This window comes from Lunatimonas salinarum (genome assembly GCF_017811155.1).
Lineage (GTDB): Bacteria > Bacteroidota > Bacteroidia > Cytophagales > Cyclobacteriaceae > Lunatimonas > Lunatimonas salinarum.
Genome location: NZ_JACVCV010000011.1, coordinates 23069 through 44835, shown reverse-complemented (window position 1 = coordinate 44835; position 21767 = coordinate 23069). Strand labels below are relative to the sequence as shown.

Sequence of the window (21767 nt, the reverse complement as noted above, 5' to 3'; positions counted from 1 at the left end):
ATTTAATGTAAGAAATCAAAAGTAACTATTATCTATAAAAGAACTAACCAAGACGAGATGCAAAAATTCAATATATTATGGGCGGATGATGAAATAGACCTGTTAAAGCCGCATATTTTGTTTTTGGAACAAAAAGGGTATGACATCGTGACGGTGAACAGTGGCTTAGATGCGGTGGAAAAGGTTGAGGAAGAGAATTTCGATATCATTTTTCTTGACGAAATGATGCCCGGCATGACAGGACTGGAGACCTTACAGCAAATCAAGATATTGAAGCCTCAGGTACCGGTAGTCATGATCACCAAAAGTGAAGAGGAACACATCATGGACGATGCCATCGGGGGCAAAATTGCCGATTACCTCATTAAGCCGATCAATCCGAACCAGATTTTTCTTTCGGTAAAGAAGATCCTTCAAAACAAGCAGTTGATCAGCGAAAGAACCAACCTTTCCTATCAGCAGGATTTTAGGAATATAAGCATGGCGTACAACGACGCCATAGACCATCAAGAGTGGACCGAGATCTACAAAAAGTTGGTTTACTGGGAAATAGAAATCGATGAGACGGAGAACAAAAGCATGCAAGAGGTGCTGGAAACGCAAAAAACAGAAGCAAATGCCAATTTTGCAAAGTTCATTAAGGAAAACTATCTTGACTGGCTGAATGACCCCAAAGTTTCTAAGCCGGTCTTGTCTCATCAGGTGATGAAAAAGCATGTATTCCCCAAGATAAGGGAAGGAAAGCCGCTGTTTTTTGTCGTGATCGATAACCTCCGGTTGGACCAATGGGAGGTGATAGAGCCATTGCTGAGCGAATATTTTGTAACTACAAGCGATGATTTGTATTACAGCATTCTCCCCACCACCACCGCATATGCGAGGAATGCCTTATTTAGTGGTATGATGCCTGCGGATATGGCGAGGTTTCATCCGGATTTATGGGAGGGCGAGGATACTGATGAGGGGAAAAACAATCGAGAGGAGGATTTTTTGCGTGTTAACCTCAAACGAAACAACCTTCCCATCAAGACTTCTTATCAAAAGATCCTTCAGGTTTCCCAAGGAAAAGCTGTACTGGAACAGTTTACCAATATGCTCAAAAATGATTTGAACGTCCTCGTATATAACTTTGTGGATATGATGTCGCATGCCCGTACCGACATGAAGATGATCAGAGAACTTGCCCCGGATGAATCGGCCTACAGGTCACTCACGTTGAGTTGGTTTACCCATTCTTCGCTTTTCGAACTATTTAAAAGAATCGCAGATGTGGGTGCCGAAGTCGTCATTACAACAGACCATGGCACCAAGCGGGTAAATAAGCCTTATAAAATTATTGGTGACAGAAATGTTACGACAAATTTGCGTTATAAACAGGGGAAAAACCTTAATTTTGAGTCTGGAAAGGTATTTGAGATCGCCAAACCGGAGGAGGCCAAGCTTCCCAAAGTCAATATTTCGACCAGTTACGTGTTTGCCGTGGAAGATTACTTCTTCGCCTATCCAAATAATTACAACTACTACGTGAATTATTATAAAGATACCTTCCAACACGGCGGGGTGTCGCTTGAGGAGGTCATCGTTCCAATAATCCACATGAGTCCAAAGAAATAGTCATTGAAGCAGTTTGTATGTGCAAGCCTGGAAGAACTCGATTCCTGTGCACAAAAGATAATCGATGCATGTAAAGGGAAGTATGTTTGGCTCTTTACAGGTCCTATGGGGGCCGGAAAAACAACCCTCATTAGGTCAATTGCAGCGAAATTGGGGGTAATTGATCATGTGAGCAGCCCAACATTTGGCCTAGTTCATGAGTATGCGGACAATGCTGGAAATACCTATTTTCATTTTGATTTTTATCGAATAGAAAATCAGGAGGAAGCAGTGGATATGGGAGTGGAGGAGTATTTTGAAAGCGGAAGTGTATGTTGGGTAGAATGGGGAGAGCTAATCCCCGATCTCATTCCTGTGGATGCGGTTGTGATTACGATAAAGCCCTTGGATAAAAACAGTAGGGAAATAACAATAGGTTAGCATGGCATCGCAAATGGAACTCGCCGAGATAGCGGCTCAGACGGGAGCAATTCCCCAGGAATCACTTGAGCGCACTGGTGGCACGAAGAAAAAGGTGATTATCGGTGTTCCCAAAGAAAATGCTGAACACGAAAAGCGTGTCCTACTAACACCCGAAGCCGTCGGTCTTCTTGTAAACAATGGCCAAGACGTAATAATCGAGTCAAACGCGGGGTTAGCGGCAAAGTTTTCAGACAAAGCGTATATGGATGCCGGTGCCCGGGTAGTATTCTCGCGAGAGGAGGCCTACGACGCAGAGGTAGTGCTACGGGTTGACCCACCCAGCGTGGAAGAGATCGGATTCATGAGGCAGCGAGCTTGTTTGTTGTCCTCCCTTCAGATCGGGAATCAGTCGGCAGCGTTTATTCAATCGCTGAACCAACGGAAAATAACCGCTGTGGCATTTGAATATTTGGAAGACAAGGTAGGGGGTATGCCGGTAGTAAGAGCGATGAGTGAAATTGCCGGCAGTACGGTGATGTTGATCGCGGCAGAATACCTAAGCAGTGTAAACCGAGGAAAGGGTTTGATTCTAGGAGGAATCACCGGTGTGCCCCCCACACAGGTAGTAATCATCGGAGCTGGAACGGTCGCAGAATATGCGGCCAGGACAGCCCTTGGGCTAGGTGCCAATATTAAGATTTTTGATAACCAGCTTTACAAGTTGCGGAGGATTAAGCAACTGCTTGGTCAGCAGGTTTTTACTTCAACCATTGACAATTTTACATTATGCCAAGCATTGCGGGAGGCAGATGTAGTGATTGGTGCGCTCCGTGCAGAACGGGGCAGGGCAAAGATGGTGGTGTCTGAAGACATGGTTTCGCAAATGATGGATGGATCCATCATCATAGATGTAAGCATCGATCAGGGGGGATGTATTGAGACAGCAGAGGCAACCACACACGGTGATCCGGTTTACTATAAACATGGTGTCATTCACTACTGCGTACCGAACATAGCATCCCGCGTGGCCCGAACTGCGTCGTTTTCTTTCAGTAATATTTTTACACCCATGCTGCTTCAGATGGCCGATTTGGGCGGTGCTGAAGAGATGATCTTTAATTACAAGTGGTTTATGCGAGGAGTATACGCCTACAGGGGTAGCCTCACGAACGCTCACTTGGCAAGAAAGTTTGGCATGCCCCACAAGGAACTGCAATTGTTGCTAGCTGCCAGGTATTAGCGGTTAGGAAAGCAGGTTTTGACGCAAGAGAAATTCTAGCTGATCATTTGCTTTTATCAAGCTATCTGTCAGCTGTTTATTTTCTTTTCGTAGGGAATATACTTCATAGGCATTTTTAACGACTGTGCGCAGATAGTCTTCCTCCCAAGGCTTGGTGAGGTAGTGGTATACCTTCCCTTTATTGATGGCATCTATTACTGCCTGCACGTCGGTATATCCGGTCAACAATATTCGCATGGGTTCGGGATGGAGGGGAATGATCGATTTTAAAAAATCCACTCCGTTTTCTTCGGGCATGCGTTGATCGGTAATAATAATGTCAATATCCTCGTTTAAAAGGACTTGACGGCCTTCATTGGCTGATTCTGCTAAAAAAATCCGGTAGTCCCTGCGGAACGTAGCTTTGAAAGCCTGCAGGTTATTTACCTCATCATCTACATATAAGACCCTGATCTTCTCTCTCTCCATGTGCTAAATATCGTGATAAGCCATCAATTAGTAAAGAAATCCGCTCTTAAAAATAAATGCCTTAACATATTTTTTGGTGTCTAAATTTCACTGAAGAGATATGGGCAATTCCGTTTACGCCTATTAACAAAGCTTAATAGGTGTAAATCTATTAAGTTTGGCCAAAAAAAGCGAGCTTTTTTTTCAATCAAGGCATATTTATGATTACAAACCTATAACTTTACTCCTGTTATCACCCCATTAATACACATAATATCATATGAATGAATCGGAGAAAGCAGGTGGGTCAGCGTGTGGTTACAAGCCTCAGATTTTATCACCTCGATCACCGCTGGAAAAGGATCAGATTAATTTTTTTTTAAACAGAAGCAACACCATTGTGGTCGACGAAATTGAACGGCAGCTTGACGAACTCATTAAGATAGACCATCCCTCGGAGCAGTTAGGAGAGGCAGACCTAAAGAGGTATCGGCAGGACTACCTACGGGGTGATCGGATGGAGAACTTTGGAAACTGGGTATGGTACCCTTGGCGGAATACGCTTGTACACATTCTGGAGGAGGCACCGTTTGTACGTATGCGTACGTCGCGAAACCAGTTCAAGATTACCCCGGAAGAGCAAGCCATCTTGTCTCAAAAGAAAATTGGTGTTATTGGTCTTTCTGTGGGACAAAGTGTGGCACTGAGCTTGGCCATGGAGCGAAGCTTTGGAGAGCTCCGAATAGCGGATTTTGATACACTTGATTTGAGCAATCTTAACCGTATTCGGACGGGACTTTATAATTTGGGATTAAAGAAAACAGATATTGTCGGCAGGGAAATTGCCGAAATTGATCCGTATTTAAAAATCACTACATATAATGACGGAATAAATGAGCAAAATATGCGTGATTTTTTTACCTTGGGGGGAGAATTGGATATTCTTGTAGAGGAGTGTGACAGCTTGCCCGTTAAAATCAGCAGCCGTATCATGGCGAAGGCACATGGAATTCCGGTTTTAATGGATACAAGTGACAGAGGTATGATGGATGTGGAGCGGTTTGACCTTGAACCCGACAGGCCCATTTTTCATGGATTGTTGCGGTCGTTTGGTGATGAAGGAGGCCTCTCTGGGTTGTTGCCGGAGAAAAGCAAGGATATCATGATGGGATTATTGGAGTTTGAACAGCTTTCAGACAGGGCAAAATACAGCTTTACTCAAATTGGCAGAACGATAACCACCTGGCCACAGCTTGCCTCCTCCGTTATCATGGGTGGGGCAGCATGTAGTCAGTTATGTAGGATGATATTGTTAAATCAAAAAGTTACATCAGGAAGGTATTATTTAGACTTGGAGTCATTATTCAATTCCCATGAAGGTAAGAGTTAGGATAGTCAGGGCCATTGATGATGTGGAAGCAACAGAGAAATATATCTATGGTCATCATAAGGTACTGGAATCCTATGGGATAACGAAGGTAACATCGGCAGACAGGTCTTGGGCATTAAATCCCCATGTCTATCTGATCCTTTTTGAATCAATGGAGGATTTCAGGGTATTGGGTGGGGGGCGAATACAGCTTCGGACCGAGCATTTTCCATTGCCTTTTGAAACGGCCATTCAAGACATAGACCCGGGCGTAATTACGTACTTGTCCGAATACCAGGATCTGGAGGTAGCGGAGTATTGCGGGCTTTGGAATAGCAGGGAAGTGGCCGGATATGGTATCGGTAGTATTTACTTGGTACGGGTTGGTATCGCCATACTTCCGCAATTAAGATTGAAGAAGCTTTTTGGACTGAGCTCGCCCGTGACGTTGAGTATTTCTAAAAGCGTAGGATACGAAGTTATTACTTCCTTGGGCGATAATGGTTCCTTTTATTACCCAAAAGAGGGGTTGATTGCGACGGCATTAGAAATTGTTGATATTGATAATCTCCCCCATGCGAATGAAATCGAAAGGGAATACATCTTTGATTTGAGGCAAAAAATGAGCTTTAACACCGTGGAGACGGGACCGAGGGGGAAGATGGAGTTACAGTTTGAATTACAGATACCTAAACCAAATCAATGAAAGCAAAGTATTCCAATTTCTTAAATACAGGTTTGACGCTTGTTCTCATCTTACTGGTCATTGTCCCTACTTTCTATTTTTTGGGAGTATTTGGCGGGGGGGAAGGCCATACCTTCCAAGAATATCGGTATTCTTTCGGAAACTTAAATACATCAAAAAGATTTGATGCCGGAGACTTTGATAAGCATCTCGAGGGGAAAGTTTCGCTAGGTGTCATCAATGAGCCGCTCACCATCCTAGTGGACTTGCGGGAGTTGGTGGATCTTAGCGAAGATTCGCAGTATTTTATCGAATTCAGCAATAGCGATATTCGGGAAGCCACGATGTATTTTGTGGATAGTCAAGGGAATTACCGCTTGGCCGGAAAGTCAGGCACCATGCTATCAGAGGAAAACGAATTCCGGTCACCAAATCTATACTTTCAATTAAGCGCTGATGCGATTAAATCGGATCATTTGGTCTTTGAGATCCATTCTGTGATGCCAGTGGAATTTTCGATAAATGCATATGAAGACCGGGTATTTTTGGAGAATAACTCCAAACGAACGATTATTATTAGTGTATATGCGGGGATCATGGTTGCTTTGTTCTTATACAATCTGATCTTGTTTTTTTCGATCTTAGACAAGGTATACTTGTTCTATTGTTTTTATATATTATTCATTGGTTTGGCGCAGTTGTCCCTGTCAGGTTATTCCTTTTTCATTCTTGGACAGAATGCGTATCTCTATGAAATCAGCATGGTTGGGTTCACCGCCCTGTCCAGTATTTTCGTGATTCCTTTTTTTCAGTTGTTTTTGAAGACCTCCGTGTATGTTCCAAGGGTAGCCAAGTACCTGTACGTCATCGTCGTTTTTTATTTTGTGGCGTTTTTTCTGCGTATGTTAGGGTTGGTGGAAATGAGCTACTCGATCGTAGACGTGAGTGGCTTGCTCCTGGTGATTGCGTTTTTTTCCATCGGGGGGTATGTTGCGAGTAAGGGGGATAGATCGGCCTATTTCTTCCTGTTAGCTTGGAGTTTCTTATTAGTTGGTTTGGTTGTATTGATACTGAACAATCAAGGTGTCATCGATTTGGGTGCCTATGCAAACCTTCCCATGCTTTCCGGTACGGCGATAGAGGCGCTCTTGCTGTCCTTTGCATTGGCAGATAAGATCAACCTGCTGAAAAAGGAGAAGGAACGGGAGCAGCACGATAAATTAGAGGCGCTGAAGGAAAATGAGCGATTAATCAAGGAGCAGAATGTGTACTTGGAAGATATGGTGAAATCCCGGACAATGGAACTGGAGCAGACGCTCAAAAACCTAAAAGATACACAGACACAGTTGGTAAACCAGGAGAAAATGGCATCTCTGGGTCAGTTGACGGCGGGCATTGCACACGAGATCAATAACCCGATAAATTTTGTTAGCTCTAACATTTCCCCGCTAAAGCGGGATATCAAAGATATCTTGGAATTGATGGACTTGTACAGGGAAAAGGGAGAACAAGAATTTTCTGCTTCGAGCAAATCAGAGGTAAAGGATTTGGAAGAGGATTTGGAGTTAGACTACTTACTCGATGAGGTAAATCAATTGCTGGCCGGTATGGAGGATGGGGCTAAAAGAACAGTGGAAATTGTTCGGGGCCTCAAGCTCTTTTCCCGTATAGATGAACAGGATGTCAAAGAAGTAGACATCCATGACGGGCTTGAAAGTACGCTGATTTTGTTGAATAGTTCGATGGCCGGCAGGATAGCGGTACACAAGGAATACAGTGAGTTGCCACAAGTTGAGTGCCTTGCCGGTAAAATCAATCAAGTGTTCATGAATATCATCAGCAACGCGATTCACGCACTCCTAGACCATCCGATTGAGGGAAGATCACCCCAATTGACCCTGAAAACAAAACCGGCAGGTGACCATGTGATCATCGAAATTGGGGATAATGGTCCTGGTATGCCTGAACAGATAAGGGAGAAAATATTTGAGCCATTTTTTACTACAAAGCCAGTTGGAAAGGGTACTGGGTTGGGATTGTCAATCGTATATACTATTATTGAAAATCACAAAGGGACAATCGTGGTGGAGTCGGCTCCCGATCGAGGGACAAACTTTATTATTACCCTGCCTATTAAGCAAAATTAACGGATAAATGGAGCGGAAGATAAACGTGCTGTATATTGACGATGAAGACAATAACTTGAGTTCGTTCAAGGCAAGTTTACGCCGTGATTTTAAAATATATACTGCCAGTGATGCAGAAGAGGGCCTTCGGGTAGCAAAGGAACAGGAGTTTGAGGTAGTAATCGCCGATCAGCGAATGCCTGGTATGACAGGCGTGGAATTTTTTGAAAAGTTGGTGTCTGTAAATCCCCTGCCCACACGTATTTTGCTCACCGGCTATTCGGACATAGCCAGTGTGATAGATGCTATCAATAAAGGTGAAGTGTACCGTTTCATCGATAAGCCGTGGAACCTTGAGCAAATCAAGAATGCCATCATCAATGCTGCGGAGATTTATGACGCAAAAAAGGAGTTACGGGAAAAGAATGAACGACTACAGAAACTGCATTCAGAGATGAATCAGTTTGTGTACAGTCTTTCTCATGAGTTAAGAGGTCCACTAATGAGTATTTCCGGGATTTCAAAGCTTGCTAAGATGGAGACTACCGATGAAGGTATTCTGGAATATTTTGATATGATCGATTCAGCCACGCTTAAGCTGGATGATTTTATTTACAAGATGTTGGATTTTTATCGCTCCACAAAGATGGAGAATAAGGTCGAACTGGTAGACTTCAGAGAAGTGTTTGAACAACAAATACATGACTACCGCGCCAAATGGAATATTGAAGATGTGGACATCAACGTGGAGATTCATCAGGACTTTCCATTTCACTCTGACGTAGCCAAGATCCGGGTGATCCTGAATAACCTCATTGGCAATGCCTATAAATTCCAAAAGGAAAGCGGTACAAAGCGTATTGGCATTAAAATTTCAGTGGCAAAGAGACAGGCAATGTTAATTGTATCTGACAATGGAATTGGCATTGAGGACAGACATCAAAAAGATGTTTTCAATTTGTTTCATCGTGCCACGCAGCGCAATGTGGGCTCTGGATTGGGGTTATACATGGTAAAGGAATCGGTAGAGCAAATGAAAGGAAGTGTCGACCTCAAATCCGTTCAGGGCAGTGGTACCACGGTCACTGTTATATTGCCAGACTTAGCCCCAGAAAGCTAATGGATTAAATTCAGCACCTATTTTTTTGTAAACAGCCAAAATTGAAGGTAATTTGCAGCTTCAAAAAAAACCTTCTAATTCATTTTTATGATTAATCCTTGGCATGATGTAAGTATTGGAGACGGTGCTCCCGAATATGTGACCGGAGTCATCGAAATTCCCAAAGGAAGTAAGGGCAAGTATGAGCTGGATAAAAAGTCTGGCATGCTGTTATTGGATAGGGTACTGTTTTCATCGGTTCATTACCCCGCCAATTACGGCTTTATTCCACAGACCTTCTGCGAGGATCACGACCCCTTAGATATCCTGATAATCTCTCAAATCGATATTCCTTCTATGACACTGGTCAAGGCCAAAGTCATCGGCGTGATGCGAATGATTGACGGCGGAGAGGCTGATGATAAGATAATTGCAGTTGCTGCCGACGATCAGTCGGTAAACTACATCGAGGATATAGGTGAATTACCTCCCTACCTGATGAAGGAGACCCGTCGTTTTTTTGAAGATTACAAAAAACTAGAGAATAAGGAAGTCAAGGTAGAGGATTTTCTGGGCAAAGCTGAGGCTCAACGAATCATCATTGATTCTATCAAATTATACAACAGAACCTTTCGAACAGTGAAATAACATCAGTGAAAACCCAACTTTAGCAGTTGGGTTTGTTTTTTTACTCCTGTTAGTTATCGTGGAGGCCCATGACAATAAAGCAACTTCGCTTTCTTCTTTTGTTGGTTTTTCCGGTGGCTGGTTTTAGCCAGGAAATTGCCCCTTCGTGGACGTTTGAGGGCTACGTGGAAACCTATTACTTGTATGATTTTGGAAAGCCTGAAAATCACGAGCGTCCTGATTTTTTATATAATTTCAAGCGGCACAACGAGTTTTCAGTCAATTTAGCCTTATTGGGAGTTGGTTACGAAACAGATAAGTACCGGGCGAAGATCAAATTGATGTCCGGTAACTATGCCCAGTATAATTTAGCAAATGAACCGACTTGGGCTCAGTTTATTTACGAAGCGGCTGTCGGTATCAAACTGCAAGATCGCCTTTGGCTAGACATGGGGGTTATGCCTTCTCATATAGGTTTTGAAAGTGCCATAGGTGCAAATTGTTGGCATCTTTCCAGGTCACTATTGGCCGAAAATTCTCCTTATTTTCTGACCGGGGCGAGGCTCACCTATGATGTGTCGGATGAATTGTATGCGACGCTTTGGCTCACAAATGGATGGCAAAACGTACAGCGCATAGATCGAAACCAATCTTTGGGCATGGGATTGGGGCTGAATTATCAGCCAAATGAGCGCATGGAGATAAACTATGCCAACTACTTGGGGAATGAATATCCACAGCCCTTGGCCAGGTACCGCTTTTTCCAAAACTTCTACCTTCAGCATTATGGCAAAATCGTTGATGTCACGATAGGCATTGACCATGGAACTGAACAAAGACTCTCTTCAAACCGGTTAAATCAATGGTTTGGTGTTACCGCATCCGTTCGCAGGCCGCTCTCTGAAAAGATCACCGCTGCGGTTCGCGGAGAGTATTATGCAGACCCTTTTGGCGTGATCCTATCTGACGGGATGAAGATTTCCGGCTTTTCCCTAAATGCCGATTTTGAAATCTCCCCAAAAGCAGTATTCAGATTGGAGGGGCGACGCTTTATCAGCCCTGACCCTATCTTCAACCGCCCTTTGGGGTTGGTTAATCGTGGCAATTCCGCGCTTGCGACTTCTATAGCCATTCGGTTTGACTGAGGAGTAACTAGCTCGACTAATTAGAGGAAGGCGCCTGGTTCCCCCCTTTGAGAGTAGCCAAAAAGGAGGGAAAAAGGGATTCGGAGTTTTATCCCAGCTTAGATAGCGACTCTTCCAGTGCTTTTATCTTGGCCTCTGCGTCCGCTCTTTTTTTCTTTTCGTTTTCTACTACTGCCGCAGGAGCACCGGCCACGAACCGTTCGTTTGAAAGTTTCTTATTTACAGATAACAGAAAGCCCCTGCTGTATTCCAGTTCTTTTAACAGGGTTTCTTTTTCTTTGGCTAGATCTATTTGTTCACCTAGTGGAATATGGCATTCGTCCCCTTTTACCACAAAGCTTACGGCATTTTCCACCGTACCTCCGAAATGAATGGCGGTTAGGTTCGCTAATTTTTTCAGCACCGTTTCGAAGGATAAATAGACGGTCGGCGAAGCTGTTTTCACGGTAAGCTCAAATGCTTCCTTGGGAGAAATCCCTTTTGTTGCTCGGATATTCCGGATCTGGGAAACCGTTTCGAAAATGTGTTGTGCTTCTTCTATGATTCCTGGGTCAAATGATTTCTTTTCTGGCCAGGCGGTTACAATGAGTGCATGCTTTGGTTCTCGCGACTCCAGCTGCTGCCAAATCTCCTCTGTGATAAAGGGCATAAACGGATGCAATAGCTTAAGAATATCCTCCAAAAATGCAATGGTTTGGGTGTACGTTCGGCCGTCTATAGGTGTCTGAAAGGGTGGTTTGATCATTTCCAAGTACCAAGAGCAAAAGTCATCCCATACCAGCTTATAGATGCTCAATAGCGCATCGGATATACGGAATTTACTGAAATGGTCTTCGATTTCCGCCAATGCTTGGTGAAACCTACTTTCAAACCAACGAATAGCCGCTTCATTTTCTTCATTGATTTCATTATCGGCTACTTCCCATCCTTTGATCAACCGGTACGCATTCCAGATCTTGTTTGAAAAGTTCCTGCCTTGTTCCACCAGTTTTTCATCAAACGGAAGGTCGTTTCCGGCTGGTGAACTGAATAGCATGCCCGTTCTTACCCCATCGGCGCCATAATTTTGGATAAGCTCAAGGGGATCCGGAGAGTTGCCCAAGGATTTGGACATTTTTCTCCCTAACTTATCGCGGACGATTCCGGTCAAATAAACGTTCTTGAACGGCTTTTCCCCCAAGTACTCGTATCCGGCTATAATCATTCTTGCCACCCAAAAGAACAAGATCTCTGGAGCGGTTACCAGGTCATTGGTAGGATAATAGTAGGTTAGATCCGCGTTCTTTTCCCCCGTTCGAAAAAAATCAGGGTCGAATACAGAAATAGGCCAAAGCCACGACGAAAACCAAGTGTCCAGCACATCTTCGTCTTGACGTAAATCTTCGAGTGAATACGTCTTATCTCCTCGCTTATTGGCTTCTGCAAGTGCTTCGGCTGCGGAGTGTGCTACGATAAATTCACCGTCGGGTAGGTAAAATGCAGGAATCCGATGACCCCACCAAAGTTGTCTGGAGATGCACCAGTCCCGTACATTTTCCATCCAGCTACGGTACATGTTTTTGAATTTGGGAGGGAAGAGTTTTACCTGATCATCCATCACCGCTGCTAACGCCGGCTTGGTTATTTCACTCATTTGCAAAAACCACTGCATGGACAGTTTAGGCTCTATCACGGCGTCTGTTCGTTCAGAGTGGCCTACGTTTGAGGTATAGTCCTCTACTTTCGCTAACTGCCCGGCTTCCTGTAGTAGGTTGGATATTTTCTTCCTGGCTATAAAGCGGTCTTCTCCTACAAGGATCCGCGCCTTTTCGTTTAGAGTTCCATCATCGTTAAGTATATCGATCACTTCCAAGTGATGACGCAGGCCGATTTCATAATCGTTTATGTCGTGGGCGGGAGTTATTTTTAGGCAACCCGTACCAAATTCACGGTCTACATACTCGTCCTGAATAATGGGAATGGGTCGGTTTATCAGTGGAATGAGTGCATTTTTACCCTTTAGATGCGCAAAGCGCTCGTCTTCCGGATGAACGCAAATTGCCACATCTGCCATGATGGTCTCTGGCCGCGTAGTGGCAATCGTCAGTCGTTCTTCGCTTCCCTCAAGTTGATATTCGATGTAATAAAGCTTGGAGGCTACTTCCTTAAAGATGACTTCATCATCTGAAAGCGCCGTTTTCCCCTTCGGATCCCAATTCACCATCCGGATCCCCCTGTAAATTTTTCCTTTTTTATAGAGGTCTATGAATACTTGGATTACCGACTCGCTTAAGTCATCGTCCATAGTAAACCGGGTGCGATCCCAATCACACGAGGCTCCCAGCTTTTTTAATTGATCCAGAATAATGCCTCCGTACTTTTCTTTCCACTCCCAAGCATGCGAAAGGAACTCTTCCCGGGAAAGGCTTTTTTTGTCGATGCCCTTTTCCTTTAACATTGCCACTACTTTGGCCTCTGTCGCAATGGAAGCATGGTCGGTCCCGGGAACCCAGCAGGCATTTTTGCCCTCCATTCGTGCTTTGCGAATCAGAATATCCTGAATGGTATTGTTAAGCATATGGCCCATATGCAGTACTCCTGTGACGTTCGGCGGAGGGATGACGATCGAAAAGGGTTCTTTATTATAGTCAACCTGAGAAGAAAAATGCTTGTTCTCCAGCCAGTAATGATACCATTTGGATTCGGCAGAACGGGGATCGTACTTCGTAGATATGGACATGCGAGGTTTTTTATTTTGTCCGGCAAAATTAATACAAATATGGATTTTATGGCAATCAGGAGCCCCTTTTGTCCAAATGGATACAGAGGTGTTTTGCCTATCTCGTTAAAAAATAAAGTGGCGAAACAGGACGGAAATAACCGGTGCCACTTGTTTGACGTGCACTCTACTGCAGCAATAAGATGTGTTTTTAGGATGTACTCAGGCTAGTTTCTCACTGCGTATTGGTTGAAATCGGTCAATTAATGGTAGGGGTATCTTGAGGGCCTGTGCTATAAAAATCGCCCGTCAGGATAAAGGGAAGCCCGTCTTTATTGATCTGCCTGATTTTTTCCAGAATCAGTTTCTTGTCATCAACAGCTATGCTGGAAGTAGATTGCACATTGAATACAAAAATAACTTGGTTGTCTTCCAAGTTTTTGAATTTTCCCCAATCGCAGATTCTGCTCTTTCGCTGGCTTCCGTTTTCGACTGATTTGGTGCGAGCGGAGACGGTGAAACTATCGTGGTCTAATAGCTCAAACTTATCCGGATTGTAAAAGACCGATTTTGATTCGGCCACTTCCGAATAATTTGACTCTATAGAAGGAAATTCTGCCAAACTTGAAAGGATACTTGGTTCGGTATCCGTCTGACTGAAGATGCCTACTTCCGGACCGATGATATCTAGTTCATGGAATTTAAGCAGCTGCATCAGATGGGGGGATTTATCAGCTGCCGCATTCGCTTTTTCGCTACATATCGAATACGTCGGGAGTTCTGACGACGATGTTTGCCCAAAGGAGTTAACTGGTATGAAGTAACCCCCAATAATAGAGATTGGCAAGAGGAAAAAACGAAACAACCTACGCTGAACTACCATGGTACTTTTTTTATCTAAAATTCGCACCAAAGGTAGTTTAAAATACGCTATTTTCTATAAGATATGTATTTTTTTTGAAATTAAGTTTGGTTTTGATCCGTTGTTGGCACCAATCAACGTATTTCCTTGAAAAAGGGCATTCTGGCAACCGGCCCCTCCAGCTTTCGTAATTGTTCCCATTGTTGCCATATTTCTAGCGGCACGCCAAGTTTGTAACTTTGGAAGGCACTTTGAACTTCTCCGCCAAAGTCACTTAAGAGCTGTTCTATCCATGTTTTTTGTTCTGGATAATACACTACCCGGTAATCATCCAGTACATCCGCTTCCGTAGCAGCCCAGGTAATGGCATCTTCTAAACTTCCAATCTGGTCAACCAGGCCATTTGATTGGGCTTGTTGGCCGCTCCAAACCCTCCCGGATGCAATCGACATTACTTGGCTTTTATCCATTTCCCGTCCGTCGGATACCCGCGTCAAGAACGTCTCGTATCCATCTTCCACGATTTTTTGATAAATCGCAGCCTCTTCGGCACGCATAGATCTGAAGATACTTGGGAAGTCAGAGAATTCGCCGGTTTTAACCACATCGGTGGTTATCCCCAGTTTTTGGTTTAACAATTCTTTCGTGTTAAACCATACACCAAAGATCCCGATTGATCCCGTTAGGGTATTAGGTTGTGCGAAAATCTCGTTTGCTGCAGCCGCTATATAATACCCGCCGGATGCTGCTAGATCACCCATGGAAGCAATCAGCGGCTTTTCTGCTTTAAGCTCCATCAGTTCCCTCCAAATGACCTCAGACGCTAAGGCCGATCCACCGGGTGAGTTGATGCGCAGCACTACAGCCTTGACATCCTTGTTTTTCTTTAGTTGTCGGATTTCCTGAAGGAACAATTCCGAGCTGACTTGGCTGTCATCACGCCCTCCCACGATTTCTCCTTCAGCAAACAAGATGGCAATCCTGTTTTTAGAAAGCCTATTTTTCGAGGGAGTTGCCTGATTTAAATCCGTAACATTGATGGTATTAATGGTGTCATCGTCATTAAGCTGAAGCTTTTCCCGCAGCAGTTCGACTACTTGGTCATCATACCACAAGCCGTCTACCAGTTTTAGCTCCAAAGCATCCTCGGGTACTTTTACAGACATCAGACGGCTGATTTCCTGAACTTTTTCGAGCGCTAGTTTCCTGGATTCAGCGACACTTGCCAAAATAACTTGATTCATCTCATCGAGGTAAGCTTGGGTTTGAAGCCGACTTTCCTCACTCATTTTATCCAGGATAAAGGGTTCGACGGCACTTTTAAAATCACCTACCCGAAAGATCAAAGGTTCTACACCGATTTTTTCAAAGAACCCTTTGAGAAAAATGCCCTCACTCGCTAGTCCATTGAACTCCAACATCCCCTCGGGGTTTAAGTACAGCTCACTCGCCACGGAACTCAAGTAATACCCCCCTTCGGAATAGTATTCTCCATAAGCGACTATAAATTTGCCGCTATGCTTGAATTGTTCCAAAGAAGTCCTCAGTTCGCTAAGGGTTGCCTGTCCTGCGATTGGAACGCCGGCCCTTAAGTAGATTCCCTGGATTTTATCATTCTCAGCCGCAGCCTCTATGGCCCGCTTTAGTTGAACCAAGCCCACCGTAGGAGGAGGGCCAAATCCAGGAAATGCTGAAAAATCCAGTTCATCATCCGCAGTACGTTCCACGATAGTTTTTCCTTCCAAGTTTAGGAACAAGAGGCTGTTTTCTTTTACGGATACCGTTTCTTCGGAGGATATGATGGCAATCAAACCGGCCAAAAAGAAAAAACCCAGCAGGAAGAATACGATCAACCCTACGACAACCGAAAGGACGTTACTTAAAAATTTCATATGTTTACCGTGTTGTTTTGTAAAAACAAATTTATACTATTTTATCTTATTAAAGGGCATTATGTCCGTAGAACACGCAAATGCACAAAGTAGTTTTGTTGATAGGAGGTAATTTGGGAGATAGGTACCGGAATTTATGTCTCGCAGAAGATTATTTGTCCAAAGGAATGAATTTAGTCGGCAAGTCTCGTGTTTATCAGACCGCCGCATGGGGAGGGCAAGCGGAAGGTGACTTTTTGAACCAGGTTTTGATTTTTCAAACGAGTCTGACGCCACGGGAGACGCTTCGACATTGTCAATCAGTAGAGGAGAAGCTGGGCAGATTTCGGGATCGGAAATGGGGCAATCGTACCATGGATATCGACATCCTATATTACAACCAAGAAATAGTGGAAACACCTGATCTCAAAATTCCTCATCCGTTCATACAGGAAAGGAGGTTTGCCTTGGTACCATTGGCCGAATTGATTCCCGACTTCCTTCATCCCATTTTTCTGCGTACCCAATTGGAGTTGTTGCATGATACATCAGACCACGCGGAGGTACGTTTGTGGAACGTACCTCCGCAATAGTCGAGATCTGGTAAATTGAATTTACAATCCAGAAACCTCTGCGTTTCGGTAAATTTTTTTGACCAATCCTTGCAGTACTTTTCCAGGTCCACATTCCACAAAATGGGTGGCGCCATCATTTACCATCTGTTCCACGGACTGGGTCCACTTTACGGGTGCGGTCAACTGGGAAATGAGGTTTGCTTTTATGCTTTCTACATCCGTTACACCGGTAATGCTGACGTTTTGGTACACGGGGCAAGAGGGCAACGAAAAATGCGTATTTACAATGGCAGTCTGCAACTTGACCCTTGCGGGTTCCATTAGCGGGGAGTGAAATGCGCCGCCTACAGGAAGAACCAAAGCCCGTTTGGCTCCCGCTGCCAGCATCTTTTCACAGGCGATTGCTACTCCTTGCTTGGTGCCCGAAATAACCAACTGGCCGGGGCAGTTGTAGTTGGCAGGAACCACGATTTCATCGGTGATGGATGCGCATATTTCTTCTACCATCTCATCGGCAAGCCCCAATACCGCTGCCATCGTAGACGGATTGATTTCACAGGCTTCCTGCATGGCAAGTGCCCGTTGATGCACTAAACGAAGGCCGTCTTCAAATGATAGAACCCCATTCGCCACCAAGGCGGAAAATTCACCCAAGGAATGGCCAGCCACCATATCAGGATCAAAATTATCGGCCGTTTTGGCCATTACTACCGAATGGATAAAGACAGCGGGCTGGGTAACGTTCGTTTGTTTAAGGGCTTCCTCACTTCCTTCGAACATGATATCTGTGATCCTGAATCCCAATATATCGTTGGCCTTCTCCAAAAGCTCCTTAGCTGTTGGATTTTGTTGATAGAGCTCTTTTCCCATTCCTGGGAACTGGGCGCCTTGGCCCGGAAAAACAACTGCTTTCATAATTGATGGAATGTTAGGGGAATTTGGCCTGCAAGTTTACTTAAAAAAGCGGTATTTGGCAGGTTTTTTTTGTGGTTACACGAGTATTGCTAAGTCTAGTACTAGCGAATTAATCCTCAAAAAATTCTACTACACCGGTTTCCACGTCGTAAATACCACCAACGATCAAGATTTTTCCCTCTTTCTCCATCTGTTCAATGATCTCGCTACGGTCACGGATTTCCTCTAAAGCATGTAACACGTTTAAGTTGGCTACTTTTTCTACGAACTCGCTATTTTTGCCATCGCGGTTTTCTTTGACACTTACTTCTTTATCAATTGCTGGTTTTATTTTATGCATCAGGGCGGTAATATTTCCATCTTTCACTTTGCTACAGGCCGCTGTTACTGCTCCACATTTGGTATGTCCCAAAACGACGATCAACTTGGATCCGGCGTATTTTACCGCATACTCCATGCTACCAAGGACGTCCTCGTTCACCACGTTGCCTGCCACCCTCACACTGAATACATCTCCCAGGCCCTGATCAAAAACCAGCTCTGCGGCCGTCCTCGAATCAATGCAGCTCAATATGACCGCAAAGGGCCATTGCCCATCAGAAGTCTCATTCACCATTTGGAGTAGGTTTCGATTCGCTCTGAGGTTATTGATAAATCGGTGGTTACCTTCTTTGAGGTAATCGAGGGCATCTTGGGGGGTTAGGCTGGATTGGCTTTTCTTGTCGTGTGCTTTCATAAATTAGCAGTCGTTTTAAAGAGTAATTTAGCGGTAATTGTCGCTATTAGTGGTGAAGATAACTAAAAGTGCCGATTTGGCAGAGAAATTTAGTGCCAACTGGTAAAGACCGTAAAATAGCGTTTGTAGTAACGTGTTGTTTATCAATAGGAAATCAATCAGGGGCGGAATTGAAATTTCCGCCCCCTTACTTATTTCATTAGTTGGATAGTCCCTTTCAGCTTCCGTTCCCGCTGTGCAGGATCTAACACATTAAACAATACAGTGCCGGAATAGAAATAGGTACCCGACGGAAGATCCCTGCCTTCGCTGTCTTTTCCATCCCAGTTTATATAAATGTTGTTTTCTGTAGAAGATAGGCTGTTGTAAGAATGTACAAGAACTCCCCATCTATTGTAGATCTTTATTTCTACAGCCTCCACGAAGCGGGGACATCTCGGAAAGGGATTGTCAAAGGCTTGGAAGGTATCGTTGATGTTATCTGCGTTAGGAGTGAATACATTGGGCAGCTCGTAGTTGGGACAGTTGTCGACACATACGATGTTTGACGGGTCACTTTCATTACCGGATCGATCAACCGCAGTAATATAATAGCAGCCTTTTAGATCAGATAGGCCTGTTATCCGCGTGTTGTTCTCCACTACTGCCAGAGTTTGGACTAACGTAAAGGTACCTTCCTCTCCGGAGGCAGAGAAGTATAATCGGTAACCATTAAGCTCCGTATCGCAGCTACCCGAAAAATCTGGCTCCCAGCTCAGGTCATGGTAGAAGTCACTGAAATTGCATGGCTTGTCAGCTAAAAATTCCTGACATTCGGGTCCCTCGTAAGTAAGCACCGGTGGACAGGGAAGTCGATCGTCATCCGGTCTGGCACATACTATCTGAGACTTATTTACCAAGGGGTACTCCAATAGGCTTAAATTGTACGCACCATTCGTTACGATATAATAGCAGTACTCTTTTTCCGTGTCCAAGTTGATCCCGTTATGGCTTCCGTCGTCAAGGAATACAAACCCTTCGGATGTCACATCCACCTCTCCGATCAATGTAAAGGTGTCTGCGTCATTGGCCTCGGGATCGGTACGATTTCGGTATATCAAATGCGGGAACTCCGATATTTCATTATTCCACGGAACATTGAAATCCCAGGTCAATTCTATGGCCTCGTTTATGATAGTCGGTTCTACTCGAACCGATGAAGCCATACTGGATTGGTCAATTTCTTCTCCCTGGGAAATAAGAACCACTTGGTAGTTATGTACGAGGTTTTCGGTATTCATTCCTGTGTCTACAAAAACCGTATCGCTTGTAGTCGTTACACTTACGGAATTTTGTACTCCCATAAACCCTTGGTTTCGAACGAGCCTATATTGATACGGGCCAGGGAACAGTTCTTGATCAATATCATAGGGTGGGGTCCAACGTACCAATATTTCGCCATCCTCCGTATCGGTATTTTCTATACTCACATTGGTTATGATAGGGACATCTACCGCGATGGTTACGCATATTTCCTCAGATACGATACTTAGCCCTCCTCTAGGGGATGGATATCCTGCCACCAATCGGTAACAGTAGGTGTTTCCAGGACTCAATCCCATTCCATTGTTGGTATCTTCGAAGTCGAATGTTTCCATGTCAGTGGTTCCCACCAAGTCGTAACCCGACCGGATACCTACTTCACAGGAATCAGGCTCGTAAGGATCACTATTGATCCTCCGCCATACCTGTATCGTTTCTGCCGAGGTACCACAGCTATAGGGATCCCAAGAAATAATCGAAGACCTGCCTTCGCCCTGCGAAATGTCGCTGACTACGGGCGGTGGCCCTACAATCGTGATATTCCAGGTTTTGATGTCTACCAGTGAAGGCCCAGAAGAGGGTTGATCCGAAATCCGTACCCGCACTTGGTATTGCCTTGCCCGCACGTGGTTACAGACGGTTTGCCATTGGAAATTGATGATTCCCGGGGAAGGCTGAAAAACAGATGCCGGCGCATAGCTTGCCGGAGAGGAGGTTATTTCTATCGGATCTCCGAATATTTCGATTTTAATGGGGTCCCCGTCAGGATCAAATCCTTGGATGATTTCTTCTATATTGGTGCCCGCTTCCACGCAAATATCTTCCGGCATAATCAGTTCCGGCCGTTGGTTATCGGTATTTTCGATGATGATTTGCATATCACGCAATACATATCCGATCCGAACCCATTCACCAGCCACCAGTCGCCACTCTTCGATACGAAAGGCCACATTGTATTGCCCAGCTATCCCAGGTGCATCCCATATCAAATCTCCTGTCACAGGGTCAAGTTCCAACACCGGTGGCGTGGAACCATCCTGTCTTGTAAATGAAAACTCCCCCGAAGCGGGACTTCGGTAATTATTTACCGGTCGCTGAAAAGCCTGCTTAGGGATGTCCATTACATAAACGAGTGAATCTCCATCCGGATCGTACGCCCCCGGGTTGTGTATGTATGTTTGATTAACCGCACCATTATCCACTGGTGCAATGGTCAATACCGGCGAATTATTCACCCCTAAAAAAGGATCAATCCGAATCAATGTTTCCAGATAGAAAGGAGTATCAACCGATTGATCCATGTTTAATGTACCGGCATTTCGGTTAAACTCCAAAAAGCGAATGGTGTAATTACCAGGCCCTTGATAGGTATGGGTAATAACAAACACGTTTTTTTGGATGTTATCGCCCAACGTTTCTGTTTGTATAAAATCACTTTCTGTGTTGAGGCGTTCTTCTCTCCCGTCACCAAAATTGATTACACCGGGGCCAAACTCTACCGTTGACCGGGTATCGGTATATCCTACTACCGTGATTCTGTAGGTAAGTGTCTGTACGGAGACCCGCTCTGCAATGATTTCTCCCGCCCGAATGTGCGTAGCCAGGGAGTTTGTGTATACAAAGCTCAAGATCAGGGTGATACCCAAAAGTAAGTTGTTGTACTTCATGTGATTTTATAAGTTCAACGAAATCCTTTTGGACTATATCCAAAAGGTAATGCATTCCTTTTTTTAGCGTCTAACCTTTGCCGTACAGCCCTCTGATACCGGCCCAACCATAAGAAACGGTTTTGAATTTACTATGGTTACCCTAAGTTAAGGGATACTAAGCCATTAATTCAAATAATTGTCAATAATAGCGATTTTTTTCCCTTCCTCAGAAAAACACCGGTAGGCTTTTCATCAACGAACGCGATAAATCACGGGAGTAATATAACCGAATTCGACCGATCTAATCTTAAACTATTATATTATAAGTGTTTATCTGTTGTCTTTTTGAGCAGATAATATGGAAGCCTAGGCAACATGCTATCTAAACAATAAATAACGTAGATT

The 21767-nt window shown here is 44.3% G+C and carries 17 protein-coding genes; 10 read left to right on the top strand and 7 right to left on the bottom strand.

Translation table 11 applies throughout. The annotated features are described in order from the left end of the window. The first annotated feature begins 57 nt into the window (after window positions 1–57). The 3 genes from porX to IAQ59_RS14155 are packed head-to-tail and all read left to right on the top strand — an operon-like array spanning window position 58 to window position 3256. Complete coding sequence (gene porX / locus IAQ59_RS14165) at window positions 58–1614, top strand: T9SS response regulator signal transducer PorX (RefSeq protein WP_209331489.1); 1557 nt, start codon at window positions 58–60, stop codon at window positions 1612–1614. A gap of 3 nt (window positions 1615–1617) precedes the next feature. After that, window positions 1618–2034 carry a tRNA (adenosine(37)-N6)-threonylcarbamoyltransferase complex ATPase subunit type 1 TsaE gene (gene tsaE, locus IAQ59_RS14160; RefSeq protein WP_209331488.1) on the top strand — a complete coding sequence of 139 codons (417 nt, stop codon included), beginning with the start codon at window positions 1618–1620 and terminating at the stop codon, window positions 2032–2034. Between the two features lies 1 nt (window position 2035). Continuing rightward, the gene (locus IAQ59_RS14155) at window positions 2036–3256 is read left to right on the top strand and encodes an alanine dehydrogenase (protein ID WP_209331487.1); all 1221 of its coding nucleotides are present in this window, start codon (window positions 2036–2038) and stop codon (window positions 3254–3256) included. Between the two features lie 3 nt (window positions 3257–3259). Here IAQ59_RS14155 and IAQ59_RS14150 read toward each other — a convergent pair whose 3' ends face one another. Continuing rightward, window positions 3260–3724: a response regulator gene (locus IAQ59_RS14150; RefSeq protein WP_209331486.1), complete on the bottom strand. Its 465-nt coding sequence runs from the start codon at window positions 3722–3724 to the stop codon at window positions 3260–3262. A gap of 259 nt (window positions 3725–3983) precedes the next feature. On the opposite strand from IAQ59_RS14150, the gene IAQ59_RS14145 reads away from it, so the two are divergent. The 6 genes from IAQ59_RS14145 to IAQ59_RS14120 all read left to right on the top strand — a co-directional run bounded on the left by IAQ59_RS14145 (window position 3984) and on the right by IAQ59_RS14120 (window position 10754). Beyond that, window positions 3984–5093, top strand: coding sequence for a ThiF family adenylyltransferase (locus IAQ59_RS14145; RefSeq protein WP_209331485.1), 1110 nt, complete (start codon window positions 3984–3986; stop codon window positions 5091–5093). After that, a complete protein-coding gene (locus IAQ59_RS14140; RefSeq protein WP_209331484.1) occupies window positions 5077–5778 on the top strand; it encodes a hypothetical protein in 702 nt (233 codons plus the stop codon). Before IAQ59_RS14145 ends, IAQ59_RS14140 begins: the two co-directional genes overlap by 17 nt. Next, window positions 5775–7904: a 7TM diverse intracellular signaling domain-containing protein gene (locus IAQ59_RS14135; protein WP_209331483.1), complete on the top strand. Its 2130-nt coding sequence runs from the start codon at window positions 5775–5777 to the stop codon at window positions 7902–7904. The genes IAQ59_RS14140 and IAQ59_RS14135 overlap by 4 nt, the downstream gene beginning before the upstream one ends. 7 nt (window positions 7905–7911) lie before the next feature. After that, window positions 7912–9003 carry a hybrid sensor histidine kinase/response regulator gene (locus tag IAQ59_RS14130; RefSeq protein ID WP_209331482.1) on the top strand — a complete coding sequence of 364 codons (1092 nt, stop codon included), beginning with the start codon at window positions 7912–7914 and terminating at the stop codon, window positions 9001–9003. 87 nt (window positions 9004–9090) lie between these two features. Continuing rightward, complete coding sequence (locus tag IAQ59_RS14125) at window positions 9091–9630, top strand: inorganic diphosphatase (protein WP_209331481.1); 540 nt, start codon at window positions 9091–9093, stop codon at window positions 9628–9630. Between the two features lie 68 nt (window positions 9631–9698). Then, a complete protein-coding gene (locus tag IAQ59_RS14120; protein ID WP_209331480.1) occupies window positions 9699–10754 on the top strand; it encodes a porin in 1056 nt (351 codons plus the stop codon). A gap of 88 nt (window positions 10755–10842) precedes the next feature. Here IAQ59_RS14120 and IAQ59_RS14115 read toward each other — a convergent pair whose 3' ends face one another. The 3 genes from IAQ59_RS14115 to sppA all read right to left on the bottom strand — a co-directional run bounded on the left by IAQ59_RS14115 (window position 10843) and on the right by sppA (window position 16206). Continuing rightward, window positions 10843–13473: a valine--tRNA ligase gene (locus IAQ59_RS14115; protein WP_209331479.1), complete on the bottom strand. Its 2631-nt coding sequence runs from the start codon at window positions 13471–13473 to the stop codon at window positions 10843–10845. A 238-nt stretch (window positions 13474–13711) separates the two neighbouring features. Beyond that, window positions 13712–14167 carry an exonuclease/endonuclease/phosphatase family protein gene (locus tag IAQ59_RS14110; protein WP_209331478.1) on the bottom strand — a complete coding sequence of 152 codons (456 nt, stop codon included), beginning with the start codon at window positions 14165–14167 and terminating at the stop codon, window positions 13712–13714. A 281-nt stretch (window positions 14168–14448) separates the two neighbouring features. Further along, window positions 14449–16206 (bottom strand): signal peptide peptidase SppA, encoded by a 1758-nt coding sequence (sppA, locus tag IAQ59_RS14105; RefSeq protein WP_209331477.1) that lies wholly within the window; start codon window positions 16204–16206, stop codon window positions 14449–14451. A gap of 80 nt (window positions 16207–16286) precedes the next feature. Between sppA and folK the strand changes: the two genes are divergently transcribed. Then, window positions 16287–16778, top strand: a complete 492-nt coding sequence (gene folK / locus IAQ59_RS14100; RefSeq protein ID WP_209331476.1) for a 2-amino-4-hydroxy-6-hydroxymethyldihydropteridine diphosphokinase — start codon at window positions 16287–16289, stop codon at window positions 16776–16778. Window positions 16779–16799: 21 nt separating this feature from the next. On the opposite strand, the gene fabD is transcribed toward folK, so the two are convergent. From fabD to IAQ59_RS14085, 3 genes are all read right to left on the bottom strand, one after another. Further along, on the bottom strand, window positions 16800–17675 hold the full coding sequence (gene fabD, locus IAQ59_RS14095; protein WP_209331475.1) for an ACP S-malonyltransferase: 876 nt from the start codon (window positions 17673–17675) through the stop codon (window positions 16800–16802). 109 nt (window positions 17676–17784) lie between these two features. Then, window positions 17785–18411 carry a carbonic anhydrase family protein gene (locus tag IAQ59_RS14090; RefSeq protein WP_209331474.1) on the bottom strand — a complete coding sequence of 209 codons (627 nt, stop codon included), beginning with the start codon at window positions 18409–18411 and terminating at the stop codon, window positions 17785–17787. A gap of 191 nt (window positions 18412–18602) precedes the next feature. Beyond that, window positions 18603–21380 (bottom strand): T9SS type B sorting domain-containing protein, encoded by a 2778-nt coding sequence (locus IAQ59_RS14085; RefSeq protein WP_209331473.1) that lies wholly within the window; start codon window positions 21378–21380, stop codon window positions 18603–18605. Window positions 21381–21767 lie beyond the last annotated feature (387 nt).